The sequence below is a fragment of the Streptomyces odontomachi genome, assembly GCF_024435355.1.
GTDB lineage: Bacteria > Actinomycetota > Actinomycetes > Streptomycetales > Streptomycetaceae > Streptomyces > Streptomyces odontomachi.
In genome coordinates this window covers 69,257-87,206 of record NZ_JAMJWG010000020.1, presented here as the reverse complement: position 1 = coordinate 87,206, position 17,950 = coordinate 69,257, and the positions used below count along the sequence as shown (strand labels likewise).

General features: G+C 72.2%; 12 protein-coding genes and 1 pseudogene. 10 read left to right on the top strand and 3 right to left on the bottom strand.

Annotation, left to right across the window (positions count from 1 at the left end; translation table 11 throughout):
• Positions 1–461: 461 nt before the first annotated feature.
• Both NQO67_RS32750 and NQO67_RS32745 read right to left on the bottom strand, forming a co-directional pair.
• Entirely contained in the window at positions 462–1,211 is a 750-nt protein-coding gene (locus tag NQO67_RS32750; RefSeq protein WP_255953991.1) for a hypothetical protein, read from the bottom strand.
• A gap of 120 nt (positions 1,212–1,331) precedes the next feature.
• Positions 1,332–4,367 (bottom strand): glycoside hydrolase family 35 protein, encoded by a 3,036-nt coding sequence (locus NQO67_RS32745; RefSeq protein ID WP_255953990.1) that lies wholly within the window; start codon positions 4,365–4,367, stop codon positions 1,332–1,334.
• 525 nt (positions 4,368–4,892) lie between these two features.
• Here NQO67_RS32745 and NQO67_RS32740 point away from each other — a divergent pair.
• The 5 genes from NQO67_RS32740 (at position 4,893) to ggt (ending at position 11,137) form a co-directional block, all read left to right on the top strand.
• On the top strand, positions 4,893–5,375 hold the full coding sequence (locus NQO67_RS32740; RefSeq protein ID WP_255953989.1) for an ATP-binding protein: 483 nt from the start codon (positions 4,893–4,895) through the stop codon (positions 5,373–5,375).
• 444 nt (positions 5,376–5,819) lie between these two features.
• Positions 5,820–7,025, top strand: coding sequence for a PP2C family protein-serine/threonine phosphatase (locus NQO67_RS32735; RefSeq protein ID WP_255953988.1), 1,206 nt, complete (start codon positions 5,820–5,822; stop codon positions 7,023–7,025).
• Complete coding sequence (locus NQO67_RS32730) at positions 7,022–8,785, top strand: sensor histidine kinase (protein ID WP_255953987.1); 1,764 nt, start codon at positions 7,022–7,024, stop codon at positions 8,783–8,785. Before NQO67_RS32735 ends, NQO67_RS32730 begins: the two co-directional genes overlap by 4 nt.
• A complete protein-coding gene (locus tag NQO67_RS32725) occupies positions 8,782–9,228 on the top strand; it encodes a response regulator (protein WP_255953986.1) in 447 nt (148 codons plus the stop codon). The genes NQO67_RS32730 and NQO67_RS32725 overlap by 4 nt, the downstream gene beginning before the upstream one ends.
• Before the next feature lie 103 nt (positions 9,229–9,331).
• A complete protein-coding gene (ggt, locus tag NQO67_RS32720) occupies positions 9,332–11,137 on the top strand; it encodes a gamma-glutamyltransferase (protein ID WP_255953985.1) in 1,806 nt (601 codons plus the stop codon).
• A 613-nt stretch (positions 11,138–11,750) separates the two neighbouring features.
• On the opposite strand, the gene map is transcribed toward ggt, so the two are convergent.
• A complete protein-coding gene (gene map, locus NQO67_RS32715; protein ID WP_255953984.1) occupies positions 11,751–12,518 on the bottom strand; it encodes a type I methionyl aminopeptidase in 768 nt (255 codons plus the stop codon).
• 65 nt (positions 12,519–12,583) lie between these two features.
• On the opposite strand from map, the gene NQO67_RS32710 reads away from it, so the two are divergent.
• The 5 genes and pseudogenes from NQO67_RS32710 to NQO67_RS32690 form a co-directional block, all read left to right on the top strand.
• On the top strand, positions 12,584–12,841 hold the full coding sequence (locus NQO67_RS32710) for a helix-turn-helix domain-containing protein (RefSeq protein ID WP_255953983.1): 258 nt from the start codon (positions 12,584–12,586) through the stop codon (positions 12,839–12,841).
• Positions 12,842–12,968: 127 nt separating this feature from the next.
• Entirely contained in the window at positions 12,969–14,723 is a 1,755-nt protein-coding gene (locus NQO67_RS32705) for a chromosomal replication initiator protein DnaA (RefSeq protein WP_255953982.1), read from the top strand.
• A 399-nt stretch (positions 14,724–15,122) separates the two neighbouring features.
• Positions 15,123–15,965, top strand: a complete 843-nt coding sequence (locus NQO67_RS32700; RefSeq protein WP_255953981.1) for a nitrilase-related carbon-nitrogen hydrolase — start codon at positions 15,123–15,125, stop codon at positions 15,963–15,965.
• Positions 15,962–17,245 carry an aspartate aminotransferase family protein gene (locus NQO67_RS32695; RefSeq protein WP_255953980.1) on the top strand — a complete coding sequence of 428 codons (1,284 nt, stop codon included), beginning with the start codon at positions 15,962–15,964 and terminating at the stop codon, positions 17,243–17,245. The genes NQO67_RS32700 and NQO67_RS32695 overlap by 4 nt, the downstream gene beginning before the upstream one ends.
• A 179-nt stretch (positions 17,246–17,424) precedes the next feature.
• Positions 17,425–17,892 (top strand): annotated as a pseudogene (locus tag NQO67_RS32690) (amidohydrolase family protein); the annotation flags it as partial.
• Between the last annotated feature and the right edge of the window lie 58 nt (positions 17,893–17,950).

The window sequence follows — 17,950 nt, the reverse complement described above, 5'->3', positions numbered from 1 at the left end:
TCGAACGCTCAACAAGAGCGATAAAGCAGGCGAATGAGAACAAATACGGTTATTGATCGTCAGCGCGTGTCCGCCGTGGTGCACTCGGACAGGGCGGATAGCTTGCGAGGACCGGCCCAGCGGTAGGGCGGGTGGCTGGGCACGACCGGCGGGCAGCCGAAGATCACTCTTCGCGCGGGACCGACACGCACGACGGGTCGGCCGGACGAGGAGAAGGTCAGCTGCACACCGGACGGGTCGTGCCACGCGCGCCCCCGAAGGGGCGCGGGGAACTGAACGAGCAACCACCCGTCAACCGACCTCCACCGCCTTCCTGGTTCCCCCACTGCCTCGAAGCGTGGGCGGCAACCCAGAGGTACCCCAGTTCCCCGCGCCCCTGAAGGGGCGGGCGTCAGATCAGCGGGTACCCCTCGAACGGGCTGCCCGTGCGGCCCGGCCGGACGTGCGCCGCCGGCCGGGACTCAGGTCGCGCGATGGGACTTGGCGGGCACCGGCGGGGCGCTCTGCGCCGGCTTGGTGACGTCCGCGACCAGCTCCACCACGTCCGGGCCGTACGCCGCGGAGTTGACCACCTTCAGCAGCAGCACGAAGGAACCGCCGCGGTGCTTGCGGGCCAGCCGCTCATGGTGGTGTGCCAGGTACCGGCCGGCCGCCTGATGGGTGATGGGCCGCTGGCCGCAGAGCAGGAAGACCGGACGCCCGGTGTTCCCCTGGCCCGCGGTGAGCCGGGCCAGCAGGACGTACTCGGCCTTGCCCGGCTCCACCCGGTACCGCTCGCTGCCGATTCGGAACGAGTCGCGGTCCGCGCCGGCCTGCGGGTCGTTGTCGACCGTCACGCCCGGCAGCAGCGACTGCATGTGCGCGGCCATCCGGCGGTGCGCCCCGGGCGCGCCCACGCAGAACTCGGTGCGCTCCCCGAACCCCTGCTGGGCCGCGTCGTGCGCCACCAGCTGAGGGTGCCCACCGCAGTCCTTGATGAGCGCGGACAGTTCGACCAGCGCCAGTGCGTCATGCCGGGTGACCGTCAGCTCGGGACTGCCGGCCTCGCGGGTGACCACCACCAGTGACTCGGCGTTCACGGGCAACCCGAAGAAGCCCTGTCTGCGGTGCAGCTTGCGCCGGCCCAGGGACGTTCTGGCCAGCCAGCCGAGCACCGCGCCTATCGCGAGGACCACGACGGCGAGGACGATGGTGCGCAGGTCGTCATTCATGGGCGGGAATGCTAGTCGGTTCGGCCCGGCACGGAACCGGTCGGTCCGGCACGGAAGTGGCCGGTCCGGCACGGAACCGGTCGCTCCCGCACGGAAGCGGCCGGTCCCGTACGGAACCGGTCATGCCGTGCCGTGTCGGCCGAGGCGCCCGGGCCGCCCCTTCCCCGGGCCCTTGACGGCCGGGGTTGCGCCCCCTGCGGCCGCGCCGAGCAGCGTCAGTTCGACCTCGCCCGGGCCCGCCGGGGTCGAGCCGTCCGCCAGCACGGCGAGGGCCAGGGTGTTGGTGCCGCGTGGATCGAGGACGCCGTTCGGCAGGACGAACGTGTGCTGGGGCCCCACGTCGTTGATGTACTGGCCCAGGTTCCAGCCGTTGAGGAAGATCTGCGCCCGCCAGGCGTGCGCCGGGTCGTCGGTGAGGGTGAGCGCGACAGACGCGTCCACTCCTTCGGACACCGCGAGCCGGAAGTCGGTGCGGTACCAGGTCACGCCCTGCTGCTGCGCGCTGTAGGGCAGATCGGTGGGCAGCCAGCCGGCGGTGCCGTGCTCCGGAAGGTGCCAGCCGGCCCGTTCGCCGTGCAGCCCGCCCGTGTTCAGCGGTCCGCGCACCGGATCGGCGGTGCCCGTCGCGCCCTGGATCCGCCAGGTGAGGTCGGGGCCGGAGCCGGCGAAGCGCGCCGCGAGCAGCCCGCGGGCCGCCTTGAACGCGTCGTTGGCGCCGCCGTCCTCGTCATGGGCCATCCGGCGCACCAGGACGGCCAGCACGTGCTGGTCCGCCGCCCCGGACCCTTCCGAGACCGCGGTCAGCGGGAGGGTGGCCGTCGCGCTCCAGGTGCCGGTGGTGGCCTGCTCCTTGGTCGGCACCGGCATGCGGTGGGTGCCCAGCGGGACACCGTCCAGCCAGGCCATGAGCAGACCCTGGGTGCCGGTCTGGTAGTCGAGTTCCACCGCGGTCGCGTCGAGCGGGCCGGTGAACGTGGCGCGGTACCAGACGTCGCCGTAGTGGAAGCCGTAGTCGTCGGCGAAGAGCACCGGGGAGCCGGCGGGTACCTGCGTGGTGGAGGACGAGGCCGTCCTGTCCGCGACCGGCCAGCCGGAGTCGTCGTAGTCCGGCGCGGACTCCGGGTTCTCCGCGCGCCGCAGCCAACCGGTCAGCGCGGGAAGCTCCGGGCGCTCCGGGCCGGCGAGCGCGGTGCGCGCGGCCAGGCTGCCGGCCGTGGTGCGGGCGAGCGTCACCGGGCGGTCGTTCCAGCGCACGGCGGTCACCCCGGCGGGCGCCCAGACCTCCAGGTCGCTGGCGGTGGTGGTGTCACCGGTCAGGTGCAGGACGGTGCCGGCCACCCGGGCGGTGCGGACCAGCGCGGGGCCGCGGACCAGCGCGGCGCCCGAGGCGGTGGTCGGGCGCCAGAGCACGGTCGAGGCGTCGTCGTCGGCCAGCAGCAACAGCACGGGCGCGGCGTCGCTCCCCTGGTCGCCGGTGATCCGCAGCCGGATGAGCCCCGACAGCGTGGCGCGCACCCGCAGCACCCCGGCCGTCGCGTCGTACTCCGTCTGGGCCGTGCCGTCCAGGACGGTGACGGTGGGCTCGTGCGGGCAGGCGAGGGCGAGCTCCACGGGGTCGCCGGGCCGGGCGACGAACAGGCCGACGTCCTGGCCGCCGATGCGTTCGAGGACCATCGGCTGGGCGGTGGTGTGGTGCACCCGGCGCGCGCCGAGGGTGATCCCGGTGGCCAGCAGCCGGGCGTCCCGGGCCGCCAGCCGTACCGGCACGTCGACGGTCCCGGCCGCGGTGGTCATCGGGAGCGTGAGGTCGCGCGGGTCCGCTGCGTCGTTGCGCAGCACGTACACATGGGTGTCGGTGCCGGGGCTCGTGAGGTGGTAGACCCGTACGCCGTCGGCGCCCGTGGTGATGTCCTCGGCCCGGTCCAGCGCGGCCAGCTCCGGCACCGCCTCCAGCATCAGGCCCATCTGCTTCATCGGAGGGATCTTGCCGGTCAGGCCGCGGCCCTCGTCGATGGCGGCCCCGTAGTCGTACGAGGTGTAGACGACCGGGGCGGGCAGCCAGCCCCAGGAGGTGCCGCCGAAGATCATGTACACGTTGTGGATCTTGATGCCGTTGGCCAGGTTGGTCAGGTAGAAGCGGCGCTCGAACAGCGCGTTCCGGCTCTCCCGTGATCCCTCGTAGCCGCGGCCGTCGAACTCGGCGCCGCCCCAGCAGTCGAACCAGCCGCCGCCGAACTCGGCCAGCAACCCGGGTGTGTCCGGGCTCGCGGTCGCACCGCCCTTGGGGCCGCCGGTGCCGAAGTAGCCCCAGTCGGGCGGCGTGGACGTCGGCGAGGGATATCCGTCGAAGCCGTAGAGGTAGCGCCCCTCCTCGTCGTCCGTGGGGAAGGTGCCGGGCACCCAGTAGCCGTTGCGCCCCTTGTCGTTGTGGAACAGCGGCACGGTGATCCCGTCGGCGCGCACCTTGGCGTACAGGTGGGACAGGTAGGCCGCGCCGGTGCCGTCGCTGACGTGGGCGGCGTACTCGTTCTCCAGCTGGTACAGCAGGACCGTGCCGCCGCCGGTGGTGTACTGGCGCGGCGCGATCACCTCGTCGACGGCGGTCAGCCACTCGTCGACATGGCCGAGATACGCCGGGTCGTCGGAGCGTGCGGTACCCGGCAGGGCCGCGAGCCAGCCCGGGAAGCCGCCCCCGTCCACCTCGGCATTGATGTAGGGGCCCGGTCGGGCGATGACGAACAGGCCCGCCTCCGCCGCCATGTCGAGCATGGCGCCCACGTCCCGCACGCCGGTGAAGTCGTAGGAGCCGGGTGCGGGGGAGTGGAAGTTCCAGGAGAGGTAGATGCTGACCGCGTTGAATCCGCTCGCCCTGAACTTCTGGAGGATGTCGCGCCACAGCTGCGGACTGGGCAGCCGGAACGGGTGGAACTCACCGGACCACAGGGGGGTGCGGGCGCCGTCCACCAGCAGGGAGTACTTGTCGAAGGTGACCGGTCCGCCCCCGGGGCGGCTCCGGGCGGCGAGCCCGGTCTGATCCGGGGTGAGCGGGGCCGCGGCGGCCGGCCCGGCGCCCACGAGCTGTCCCGCGGCCCCGGTCAGCAGTCCCGCGGCGACACCGCCGCCGAGCAGGGTGAAACGTCTCCGGCTGAACTCCACCTCATGCCTCCCCACCCGGCATAAGCCGACAAGAATGAACTGAAGCGAACACATTGTTGCAGAAAACATCATGTCGTGACCGGTGGCTGAGAGTATGGGCATCCGCCCGGTGAGGCAACCGTCAAACTGGCCGTGCTGCGCCGGTGTCGGCCTTCCGGAGAATGTCGAAATGCGGGCATACGGTGTGCAACTTGCGTCACGTGGTGTGCAGCATGCCGCCAGGTGGTGTGCGCGTTCGTGCGGCAGGCCAACGATTGGCGTCATCCTTTACCGGACAGACCGTCACATGACCGCCATCGGTTACCGTAGGGCGAACGCGTGCTTTCATCGTGGTTCAGCGTGGAACCCCGGCCGATGGGAGCGTGGCTCCTCGGGCGCACAAGGGTGCTCGGGACCGTGCGTGAAGCCCGGAAAGTCGGGCAACAGGGCTGGAACGGCCCGCCCGCGGGTATCGGCATGACAGCGGTCATGCTCCCCAGCGGCCCGGTGAGAGAAGGCGTGAGCACATAGCGGAACGGGGCAAAAGTGTCAGTAGTCGGCTTTGACGTACCAGTCGAACCTCTCCGGCGCACGGCGCACTACACGGGCGAGCCGGGCTGCATCGCCGACGCGCGCGTCTTCGCCGGGGAGTTCATGGCCGAACTCGCCTCCGAGTGGTGCGCCCCCATCGACACCCGCGCCCATGACGACATCCTGCTGCTCGTGACCGAGCTGGTCACGAACGCGGACCGGCACTGCCGCGGTCCGTACATCCTCTCCCTGGAGGGCACCGACGAATCGGTCACCGTGACCGTGTACGACAGCAGCCCCACGCTCCCCAGCATCTACCCCAGGGACCCGCAGCGGGTCGGAGGCCACGGGATGGAGATCGTCACCGCACTCGCCTGCGAGGTCTTCGTCGAACGGGTGCCGGTCGGCAAGCGCGTCTCGGCCCGGGTACGACTGCCCGGCCAGCCGCCGCCGCAGCCGGGCCGGATGGTGTCCGAACAGGCCCTCGGCGAGGTGTAGACCCCGACGTCCCTCGGAGGGACCTGGTTGCCCGGCGGGCCCGCCGCCCGAGCGGTGATCCACCGCGTCGTCTGCGCCGTTTGTCTGCGTGGTTTGTCTGCGTCGTGTGGCGTCGACAGGTGTCGTCCGAGTCGTCCGCCCGCGCGCGGCTACCCGAGGCGCCAAGGAGCCAAGACGCCAAGGCCAAGGTGCCAAGGCGCCGACGACCAACGCACGGGTGGCTCGGGGTCGAAACCCACGGCGGACATGAGCCATGGCTGAGCGGTATCGGGATGTGATCGTCGCGACCCTGCCCGTTGCCCTGTGGCCAGTATCATTCCGAGCCGACCGGCGATTCCCTCGGTCGGTGACCAGAGGTGGGGGCAGGTGGCGCAACGCTCGATACCCGGGAACCCCGTAAGGCCCGGAAACACCCCATCCGATCCGGACCGGACCGGCGCGGCCGTGCCCAGCGGTGCGCCGCTCCGTCCGGACCTGGGCTGGGCTGCGGGGACTTCCCTGGCCCTGTTGCTCGTCGAGGACGACGCCGGCGATGCGCTGCTGGTGAACGAGGTGCTCGCGGACAGCGGACTGCCGGTGGACGTCACCTGGTGCCGGTCGCTGGCCGAAGCGCGCACAGCGGTGAGCGACGCCGGGCAACCGGAGTGCGTCCTGCTCGACCTGCACCTGCCGGACACCTGGGGCACCACCGCCGTCGGCCGGATGCGCGAGGTCACGCCGGACGCCGCCATCGTCGTACTGACCGGGCTCGCCGAGAACGAGGCAGGGCTGACCGCGCTCGCCGAAGGCGCCCAGGACTACCTGGCGAAAGACGGTCTGGACGCCGAGACCCTGGGCCGGGCGATACGTTACGCCTTGCAGCGCAAGCAGGTGGAGCGACACAGCGTGGAGCTCCAGGCGAGCCGGCTGCGGGCGGCCGAGAACGCCCGGCTGGAGCGTGGCCTGCTCCCCACCCCGCTGCTGCGCGACGACGACTGCACCGTCGCCACGCGCTACAGCCCGGGGCGCGATCACGCACTGCTGGGCGGCGACTTCTACGACGCCGTGCAGACCGCGGACGGCACGGTGCACGCCGTCATAGGCGATGTGTCCGGGCACGGTGCGGCCGAGGCGGCGCTCGGCGTGTGCCTACGGGTGGGATGGCGGGCGGCCGTGCTCTCCGGCTGTGTCGGCGCCCGGCAGACCCATCTGCTGGAAGAGATCCTGACCGCCGAACGTGCCGCCGACTACGTCTTCGCCACCCTCCTCAGCCTGCGGCTGCCGCCCGATCGCCGCCACCTGCACGTCGTGCGGGCCGGCCACCCGGGTCTGCTGGTGCACACCCGGGACACCATCGAGCTGAGCGAGCCGCCCGGCGGTCCGGCCCTTGGCCTGTTCGCCGACCGCTCCCAGTGGACGGAGACCACGCTGCCGGCGGACGGCGTCGAAGCCGTCACCGTCTTCACCGACGGCCTCTTCGAGGGCGTGGTCGGCGAGCGACGAAGACTCGGCGAGGAAGGCCTCCTCGACCTGGCTCGTAGCCACCGGCGGCTGCGCGGCAAGGACTTCGTCGACGCGGTGGTCGAGGAGGTGACGGCGCTGACGGCGCCGTTCGGAGGACTCGCCGACGATCTCGCCGTCCTCGATCTGTCCTGGGAGAGCACAACATGACGCAGCACGAAGCGACGGCGGCGGCAGACGCCACCGCGGGGCACACCCCGGCGGACGACGCGCCCCCGCAGGGCGATGCCGCGGACACCGGCCCGCTCGACGCCGGCGTGGGGCCCGCGCCCCCGGCCGACGGCGGCGGGCAGCCCGGACCGGCGGGCCGCCGCGGCCGGGTCGGGCGGCTCACGGTGCAGGGCTGGATCCATGTCGTCCTGACGGCCAACGTCCTGCTGGTGATCGTGTGCGGCGTGGCGGGCGGACTCCTGCAACAGCGGGCCGACGAGCGTGCCCAGGACCTGTCCGACCGCATCCAGCCGCTCGCCTCGTCCCTCTACCAGCTGAAGACCTCCCTGGTGGACCAGGAGACCGGGGTGCGCGGCTACGTGCTGAGCGGTGACGCGGCCTTCCTGGAGCCGTACACCTCAGGGCAGCGCACGGAGAACGACCGGTACGCCGGGGTGACGGCACGCATCGGTGACGACGCCCGGCTCGGCGCCGACCTGCGCGCGATCCGCACGGCGACCCAGGACTGGCGCACCCACCAGGCGGAACCCCTCATCGCCGCCGCACGCCGCGGCGAGAAGGTGAGCGAGGCGAAGCTGCGTGCCGGCAAGGACACCTTCGACGTCACCCGCGGCCGGTTCACCCGGATGGAACGGGACGTGTCCGACCTGCGGGCGAGCACCCGCGCCTCGGTGGACGACACCCGGCGGCTGCGTGACATCGCGCTGCTGGCGCTGCTGGCGGGCTTCGTGGCCGGCAGCGTGGCGTTGACGGTCCTGCTGCGCCGTATCGTGGGCCGGCCGCTGGCCCTGCTGGAGGCCGCGGCCACCGAGGTCAGCACGGGCGCCTTCGACCAGCCGATCCGGCTGAACGGGCCCCGTGACCTCCAGTCCCTCGTCACCGCCGTGGAGGCCATGCGGTGCCGGATCGTCACGGCGCTCGCCGCCACGCGCAGCCGCGCGGCCCAGCTGGAGGCGCGCACCACCGAACTCGACGAGCAGACCCTGGAGCTGAAGCGGTCCAACGCCGAGCTGGAGCAGTTCGCCTACGTGGCCTCGCACGACCTCCAGGAGCCGCTGCGCAAGGTCGCCTCGTTCTGCCAGCTGCTCGAGAAGCGCTACGGGGACCAGCTCGACGACCGCGCCAAGCAGTACATCGCCTTCGCGGTGGACGGCGCCAAGCGCATGCAGGTGCTCATCAACGACCTGCTGACCTTCTCCCGGGTCGGCCGGGTCGGCGACGAGCAGGCCGAAGTGGCGCTGGACGAGGTGCTCGACGGGGCCCTCGCCAACCTCTCCACCAGCATCGAGGAGGCCGCGGTGGACGTCGAACGCCCCCCGTCGCTGCCGACCGTGTCCGGTGACCCGAACACCCTGACCATGCTCTGGCAGAACCTGATCGGCAACGCGGTGAAGTTCCGCAGCCCCGCCAGGCCCTGCCGCATCGCCATCGGCGTCGAGCGCGCGGACGACACCTGGCGGATCTCCGTGCAGGACAACGGCATCGGCATCGAGCCGGAGTTCCAGGAGAAGGTCTTCATCATCTTCCAGCGGCTGCACAGCCGGGAGGAGTACGAGGGCACCGGGATCGGTCTCGCGCTCTGCCGGAAGATCGTGGAGCACCACGGGGGACAGATCACCCTGGACGACACCGTCACCGAGGGCACGCGGGTGTTCTTCACCCTCCCCGTCCACCCCAGCGACACGACATCGAACGAGCCCGACGCGGCACCGCACGACCCCGAAGGAGCCACCGCGTGACCACCCCCCAGGCCGAGCCCATCGAGGTGCTGCTCGTCGAGGACGACCCCGGCGACGAGCTCATGACGCGCGAGGCGTTCGAGGACAACAAGATCCGCAACACCCTGCACGTCGCCCGGGACGGCGAGGAGGCACTGGACTTCCTCTACCGCAGGAACGGCCATGAGGACGCGCCCCGACCGGATCTGATCCTGCTCGACCTGAACCTGCCCAAGTACGACGGCCGTCAGGTCCTGGAGCGCATCAAGTCCGACCCCGACCTCGCCCACATCCCCGTGGTCGTGCTCACCACCTCCTCGGCCGAGGAGGACATCCTGCGCAGCTACCGACTGCACGCCAACGCGTATGTGACCAAGCCGGTCGACCTCGATCAGTTCATCGCCGCCGTCCGGCAGATCGACGACTTCTTCGTCACCGTGGTCCGACTGCCGCGCAACGGCTGAGGGCGCCGCGGTACGGCGGGCAGAAGGTGGTCCGAGCGGTCCCTGGCGGCCCCGCACGGGGCGCGGCTACGCTGCGCCGATGGCTGTCCAACGGAGGTTGCGTATGCGTCGTTCGGTTGCACGGACGCTTTCGGTACTGACAACTCTGGCCGCGACTCTGACGGTCGGCGCCGCGGCACCCCCGTCCGCCGCACCCGCCACGGCCACCCCACCCAAGGTGCCCGTCGCCGTCGGCTACGGCGGCGCGGTGGCCAGCGTCGACGCGGACGCCTCGGCGGCCGGCATCGAGGTGCTGCGGCAGGGCGGCAACGCGGTGGACGCCGCCGTGGCCACCGCGGCGGCGCTCGGGGTCACGGAGCCGTACTCGTCCGGTGTCGGCGGCGGCGGGTACTTCGTCTACTATGACGCGCGCACCCGCAGCGTGCACACCATCGACGGACGCGAGACGGCGCCCCGCACCGCCGACCAGAACCTGTTCGTCGAGGACGGCAAGCCGCTGCCGTTCGCCGACGCGGTCACCAGCGGCCTGAGCATCGGCACCCCCGGCACCCCCGCCACCTGGCAGACCGCCCTGGACACCTGGGGCAGCCGGAGCCTCGGCACGGTGCTCCGGCCCGCCGAACGGATCGCCCGGGACGGCTTCACGGTCGACGCCACGTTCCGCTCCATGACCGAGGGCAACCTCGACCGCTTCAAGGACTTCCCCGCCACGGCGGACCTGTTCCTGCCCGACGGCAAGCTCCCCGAGGTCGGCTCCACCCTCAAGAACCCCGACCTGGCCCGTACCTACGCGCTGCTGGGCCGCCAGGGCATGGGCGCCCTGTACCACGGCGACCTGGCCCGCGACATCGTCCGCACGGTGAACGAGCCGCCGGTCGACCCGGCCGCCGACCGCGTGGTACGCCCCGGCGACCTCTCGCTCGCGGACCTCGCGGCCTACCGCGCCAAGCTCCAGGCGCCCACGAAGACGACCTACCGCGGCCGTCAGGTGTACTCCATCGCGCCCTCCTCGTCCGGTGGCACCACCGTCGGCGAGGCGCTGAACATCCTGGAGAACACCGACCTGTCCAAGGCCTCCGAGGTGCAGTACCTGCACCACTTCATCGAGGCGAGCCGTGTCGCGTTCGCCGACCGGGGCCGCTGGGTCGGCGACCCGGCCGTCCAGGACGTGCCCACCAAGGAACTGCTCTCGCAGCGGTTCGCCGACTCCCGGGCCTGCCTCATCAAGGACGACGCGGTGCTCACCAGCCCGCTCGCCCCCGGCGACCCGCGCCACCCGGCCGACTGCAAGACGGCGGGCCAGGCCGTGCCGGCCACGTACGAGGGCCAGAACACCACGCATCTGACGGTGGCCGACAAGTGGGGCAACATCGTCTCGTACACCCTCACCATCGAGCAGACCGGCGGCAGCGGTATCGCCGTACCGGGCCGCGGGTTCCTGCTCAACAACGAGCTGACCGACTTCGACTTCACGCCCGCGAACCCGGCCGTGCCCGACCCGAACCTGCCGGGCGCCGGCAAGCGCCCGCGCTCGTCGATCTCGCCGACCATCGTGCTCGACCGGCAGGGCCTGCCCGTGGTGGCACTCGGCTCGCCCGGCGGCGCCTCCATCATCACGACGGTCCTCCAGACCCTCGTCGGCTTCCTCGACCGCGGCCTCCCGCTGGTCGACGCGATCGCGGCGCCCCGCGCCAGCCAGCGCAACGCCGCCACGACGGAGCTGGAACCGGCGCTGTGGACCAGCGACGACCGCACCGCCCTGGAAGCCCTCGGCCACCACTTCACCCAGAACCCGGAGATCGGCGCGGCCACCGGCGTCCAACGCCTCCCGAACGGCCGCTGGCTCGCAGCGGCGGAGCCGGTCCGCCGGGGCGGCGGCTCGGCCCAGGTGGTCCAGCCAGCGGGGTGAGGCCCTGCCTCCCCCCGGTCACGGGGCTGTGACACTTTGCGGCTCCCGCCGCGTGGCCGTGACCGGCTCCGACGGGACCGTCGGGTCGTCACCGTCGCGAGGGGGCTGTTGCCGTCGTGTCCGGGCCACCGGCCCGGTGGTGGGTTGCTCGCGCAGTTCCCCGCGCCCCTGGGGGGTGGGCGCGTGGCGCCCCCCTTGGGGCCCCGTGGGGCACGAAGTGCCCAGCTATCAGGGGCGCGGGGAACTGCGCGACCGGCCCCGACGAGACCGTCGGATCGTCACCGTCGCGAGGGGGCAGTTGCCGTCGTGTCCGGACCACCGGCCCACTGGGTGGTTGCGCGCGCAGTTCCCCGCGCCCCTCACGGGAGTGCCCTCGGCCGCAGGGCGCGCGGGAAAGGGGCGCGTGGCTGTGACACTTTGCGGCTCCCACCGCCTGGGCGCGACCAGCCACGATGGACCGGTCAGGTCGTCACCGTCCCAAGGGGGCAGCGACCACCGCATCCAGGCCACCGGGCCGGGCGTTGGCACCACGCGCTGGCACCACGCGCTGGCCCCACGCGGTGGAACCGCCCCGGGCACACGGGCCCGGGCCCGCCCGGGGTCAGGTACGGCGCTACAGCGCCGTGAGCACACGCGGACCGGTGTCCGTGATGGCCACCGTGTGCTCCACATGCGCCGCACGACACCCGTCATTCGTGCGCAGCGTCCAACCGTCCCGCGCGGTGTGGTAGCCGTCCCGGCCGCTGCCGAGCAGCATCGGCTCGATCGCCAGCACCATGCCGTGTCGCAACGGCATGCCACGACCCGGCCGTCCCTCGTTCGGCACGGCCGGGTCCTCGTGCATGTGACGGCCCACGCCGTGGCCGCCGTAGCCGTCCGGGATGCCGTAGCCCGCGGTGCGGCAGACGGTGCCGACGGCGTGGGCGATGTCGCCGATGCGGTTGCCCACGACGGCGGCGGCGATGCCCGCTTCGAGGGCGCCCTGGGCCGTCTCGATCAGGCGGACGTCCTCGGGGCGTGGGGTGCCCACGATCAGGCTGATGGCCGAGTCGCCGGCCCAGCCGCCGAGTTCGGCGCCGAAGTCCAGGGAGAGCAGGTCGCCGTCGCGCAGCCGGTAGCCGTCCGGGATGCCGTGCACGATCGCGTCGTTGACGGACGCGCAGAGCACCGCGGGGTAGGGGGTGGGGGCGAAGGCCGGGCGGTAGCCGAGGAAGGGGGAGGTGGCCCCGGCGGCGCGGAGCACGTCGTGGGCGATCGCATTCAATTCCAGCAGCGACACGCCGACCGCCGCCGCGTCGCGGGCCGCGGTGAGGGCCTGGGCGACCACCCGGCCGGCCGCACGCATCGCGTCGATCGATTCGTCTGTCTTGAGTTCCACCATGCCAATTACTATACCGGAATTACTATACCGGTATGAGAATGGGATGCAGCGGGTAGGATGGGGGCATGGTGCGAACCCCGTTGACCCCCGAGGAGCGCGAGCGCGGCGAGCGGCTCGGCCTGCTGCTGCGTGCCGCGCGCGGCGAGCGCAGCATGGTGGAGGTCGCCGCGCGCGCCGGAATCTCCCCCGAGACGCTGCGCAAGATCGAGACGGGCCGCGCCCCCACTCCGGCGTTCTTCACCATCGCGGCGCTCGCCCGGACGCTCGGCCTGTCCATGGACGACCTCATGGCGCGGTGCGTCCTCGTGTCGCTGTCCGGTTGACCCGCTTCGCCCCCACGTCGCGCGCACCGAGTCCAGGCTGAAAAGACTTCGTAGCGATCTCGTAACACTGGGGGTGTTGGCTACCGCCCCGTTGGGATCCGGTCGACGGGGGCAGGAAGTGACGACTGTGGAGAGACTCCCGGCCGCGGTACGGGAGTTCGCGGAATACCTGTCCGCGCTGGTGGGCCGCCTTGACCAGGGCGGCGGCTGGTGCGGAGTGTTCTGGCGGCGTGACCCGGATGGGATGCAGGCGTGTCTGGAAGGGCGTGAGGAACCACCCTGGGACGTGGTGGAGGCCCTGCTGCAAGACCTCGCCGCGCTCCACGGGCAGCCGTACGCCGTGCAGGAGGCGGCCCGGGCGCGGGAGCTGCACACCGCCTCGCTCGCCGCGTACGACGCGTTGCCGGGCGCGCGTCACCGGCTCGGCGACCGGCTCGACGTCATGCTGCGGGAGCAGCGCCACGCAGCCGGGCGACGTGCCGAACTCGCCCGCCGGCTACCGGCCGCACCGCCCGACGAGGCCGCCACCATCGAGCGTGACCTGGCCTGGGCCCAGGACGACCACGCACGCGCCAGCGCCCGCTGCACCGAACTACAGGCCAGACTCGCCGAGATCGACCAACGCACCGCAGCGGGTGCCGGCGAACCCCGCGGGACGCGCCCCGACCCGAGCGCCAGACGTTCCGGCTTCGATCCGGACGCCGGGTACGCCGGCTACGGGCACGACGACACGGGGCAGGGCGGCTTGGACCCGGCCGCGACGGGGCACGCCGGCTTCGACCACGGGGATGCGGGGCAGGCCGACTTCGACCCGCTGGGTTCGGGGTGGGCGGACCATGATCCGCTGGCTTCAGGACACGCGGACTACGACCACGCGGATCCGATGCGGACCGGCTTCGATCCCGTCGCGGGGCAGGGCGACCACGACTGGACGGCACCGGGACAGCGGGACCACGACCCGGCGGCCCTCGGGGCGCCGGGCCCCGGCGCCCCCGCAGCCGGGTACGCCGCGTATCCCGACGCCCCCGCATCCGCGTACCCGGAGGCTTCCGAGTATCCGGGCCCTTCCGAGTACCCGGACGCTTCCGAGTACCCGGCGGTCTCCGCCTATCCAGAGGACCCCGGGTACCCCGGTGCCGAGCCCGACCCCAGCGGTGGTGGCCGGGCGGCCCGGCCGCGTGGCGGCGCCCGGTTTGCGGGGGCCGCAGACGGGACCGACGGCGGCGAGCAGCCGGCCGTCGTGTTCCCCGGCCCCACGGCGACACCGGCGGCCGGCGCGCCGCGCGGTGCGCGGTTCGCCGGGAGTCCCGGCGCGTCGTCCGACGACGCGCAGCGGACGGACTCCGAGGGCGAGGGGGCACGGGAGGCCGTGGCCGGCGCCGTCGCCGCGCTCATGCGGCTGCGGGCCGAGGGCCGCGGCGGTGAGGCCCATGCGGTCCTCGTCGAGGCCGCGTCCTGGCCACCGGACCACTTCCCGCTGTTCGCGGTGGAGTTGAGCCAGGTGGGTCTCGACCCGGACTGGTCCACGCTGCTCTGGGAGGCCTCGTCACAGCCGACGGACCGCCTGGTCGCGCTCGCCGACACGCTCACCGCCGGTGGACTGGCCGCCGACGGCGGCCGGCTGCTGCGCCAGGCCGTGGCGCGTCCGGCGCCCGAGGTCTCCGCCGCGGCGCTCGTCCTCGTCGAGGAGGGCCGGGACCGCGAGGTCGGCGCGCTGCTCGACGCCTGTGTGCGGTCCCGCCCGCCGGAGGAGGCGGCGCGCTGCGCCCAGGCCGACCCGCAGCGCCTCGTGCCCCTGCTGACCGCGGCGGCCGAGGCGGTGTCCGAAACCTGCCACGGCGACCTGCTCCACGCCCTGCGCGTCGCGGGCCTCTCCCGCTAGGCCAGGACTCCGCACGGGGCGCCCCTCCCAGACCGAGGGACGCCCCGCAAGGCGCGGAACGTCCCTTCCGGGACGCGGACCGGCGACCTGGGAACGCGGAAGCGGTCTCTGGCAGAAGCGGTCTCTGGCAGAAGCGGTCTCTACACGTGCGCAATGGCGCCCTCAGGGGCGCCGACCGGCAAGGCGGCGACGGAAGCTGGAAAGGAGACGGTGGGGCAGGCGCCATCACGTGGACGTACCTCGTTTCGCCCCCTCACCCGCACGGGTACGAATCATGATCGACTCAGCGGGTTCAGGGCGATGGTCTTGCCCCGCTCGAGCACGAGGCTTACGTTCATCCCTCTACCCGCTGTGTCTACGTGCGTAGAGAGCTTCTGTCGTTCGTCGAAGGAGCAGCTCATGGCCACCGTCGTACGTGCCGCACTGGTCCAGGCGACCTGGACAGGCGACACCGAATCCATGATCGTCAAACACGAGGAGCACGCTCGCGAGGCGGCTCGCCGAGGCGCGAAGATCATCGGCTTCCAAGAGGTCTTCAACGCCCCCTACTTCTGCCAGGTGCAGGAGCCCGAGCACTACCGCTGGGCAGAGCCGGTGCCGGACGGTCCGACGGTGCGCCGCATGCAGGCGCTCGCCCGGGAGACCGGCATGGTCATCGTCGTCCCGGTCTTCGAGGTCGAGCAGTCCGGCTTCTACTACAACACCGCAGCCGTGATCGATGCCGACGGCACCGTGCTGGGGAAGTACCGCAAGCACCACATCCCCCAAGTCAAGGGCTTCTGGGAGAAGTACTACTTCAAACCGGGCAACGCCGGCTGGCCGGTCTTCGACACCGCCGTCGGCAGGGTCGGCGTCTACATCTGCTACGACCGGCACTTCCCGGAAGGCTGGCGCCAGCTGGGCCTGGCCGGTGCGCAGCTCGTCTACAACCCCTCCGCCACCTCCCGCGGCCTGTCCGCCTACCTGTGGCAGCTGGAGCAGCCGGCGGCGGCCGTCGCCAACGAGTACTTCATCGCCGCGATCAACCGCGTCGGCCAGGAGGAGTACGGCGACAACGACTTCTACGGCACCAGCTACTTCGTCGACCCCCGCGGCCAGTTCGTGGGCGAGGTGGCCGACGACAAGACCGAGGAACTCCTCATCCGCGACCTCGACTTCGGCCTGATCGACGAGGTGCGCAACCAGTGGGCGTTCTACCGAGACCGCCGACCCGACGCGTACGAAGGGCTGGTGCAGCCATGAGTGAGCTGTTCGACCGACACCAGGCCGTCCTGCCGAAGTGGCTGGCGATCTACTACTCCGACCCGCTGGAGATCACGCACGGCGAGGGCCGGTACGTCTGGGGCGCCGACGGCCGCCGCTACCTGGACTTCTTCGGCGGCATCCTGACCACCATGACCGCGCACGCGCTGCCCGAGGTCACCAAGGCGATCGCCGAGCAGGCCGGCAAGATCCTGCACACCTCCACGGTCTACCTGAGCCGGCCGATGGTCGAACTCGCCGAGCAGGTGGCCGAACTGTCGGGCATCCCGGACGCCCGGGTCTTCTTCACCCCGTCCGGCACCGAGGCCAACGACGCGGCGCTGCTGCTCGCCACCGCCTACCGCGGCTCCAACCAGATCCTCGCGATGCGCAACAGCTACCACGGCCGCTCGTTCAGCGCGGTCGGCATCACCGGCAACAAGGGCTGGGCGCCGACCAGCCTCTCGCCGCTGAAGACGCTGTACGTGCACGGCGGCATGCGGAGCAGGGGCCCCTTCGCGCACCTGCCGGACGACGAGTTCATCGCGGCCTGCGTCGCCGATCTCGAAGACGTGCTCGGCCAGACCCGCCCGGGAGTCGCGGCCCTGATCGCCGAGCCGGTGCAGGGCATCGGTGGCTTCACCTCCCCGCCCGACGGCCTCTACGCGGCGTTCCGCGAGGTCCTGGACCGGCACGGCATCCTGTGGATCGCCGACGAGGTGCAGACCGGTTGGGGCCGTACCGGTGACCACTTCTGGGGCTGGCAGGCGCACGCCGAGAACGGCCCACCGGACCTGATGACCTTCGCCAAGGGCATCGGCAACGGCATGTCGATCGGTGGCGTGGTGGCCCGTGCCGAGATCATGAACTGCCTCGACAGCAACTCCATCTCCACCTTCGGCGGTTCCCCGGTGACCATGGCCGCGGGCCTGGCCAATGTCGCGTACCTGCTCGAGAACGACCTCCAGGGCAACGCCCGCCAGGTCGGAGGGCGGCTCATCGAGCGGCTGCGCAGCGGCTGCGCCGGCCTGCCGGGCGTGCGTGAGGTACGCGGCCGGGGGCTGATGATCGGGATCGAGCTGGTGAAGCCGGGCACCGACGAGGCGGATCCCGAGGGTGCCGCCGCGGTCCTGGAGGCGGCCCGCGAGGGCGGGCTGCTCATCGGCAAGGGCGGCGGGCACAACACCAGCGCCCTGCGGGTGACGCCCCCGCTGTCCCTGACCCAGGAAGAAGCAGACGAGGGCGCCGAGATCCTGCTGCGCGCCCTCGGCGGCGGCTGACCCGGCCGCACCGCCCCGGCCGTGCCCGCCCCTCCGCCGCACCACGCGGCCGGGCAGGGAAGCCGCCCGCCGCACCCCCGGACGGGCGGGCACGACCGGGCCACCCGCCGCACCGCCGACCCGCCGTCGTCCCGCCACCGTCCCGCCCCCGCAGCAACCCGCGTTCAAGGGAACCGAAGATGAGCACCCGTACCCTGATCCGCGGCGGCCTCGTGATCACCGCCGCCGAAGAGACCCAAGCGGACGTCCTCATAGAAGACGAACGCATCGTCGCGCTGGCCGCGCACGGCAGCGACATCGCGGCGGGCTGGCAGGCCGACCGCGTGCTGGACGCGACGGGCAAGTACGTCATCCCGGGCGGCGTCGACGCGCACACCCACATGGAGATGCCGTTCGGCGGCACCTACGCGTCGGACACCTTCGAGACCGGCACCCGCGCCGCCGCCTGGGGCGGCACCACGACCATCGTCGACTTCGTGGTGCAGAGCGTGGGCAGCTCGCTGCGCGAGGGCCTGGACGCCTGGCACGCGAAGGCGGACGGCAACTGCGCCGTCGACTACGGCTTCCACATGATCCTCGCCGACGTCAACGAGGGCACGTTGAAGGAGATGGACCAGCTGGTCCAGGAGGGCATCACCTCCTTCAAGAATCACGTTGGCTGAGCTGACCACGGGTTTTCTGAGGGACGCCGCGTTGCGACGGCAC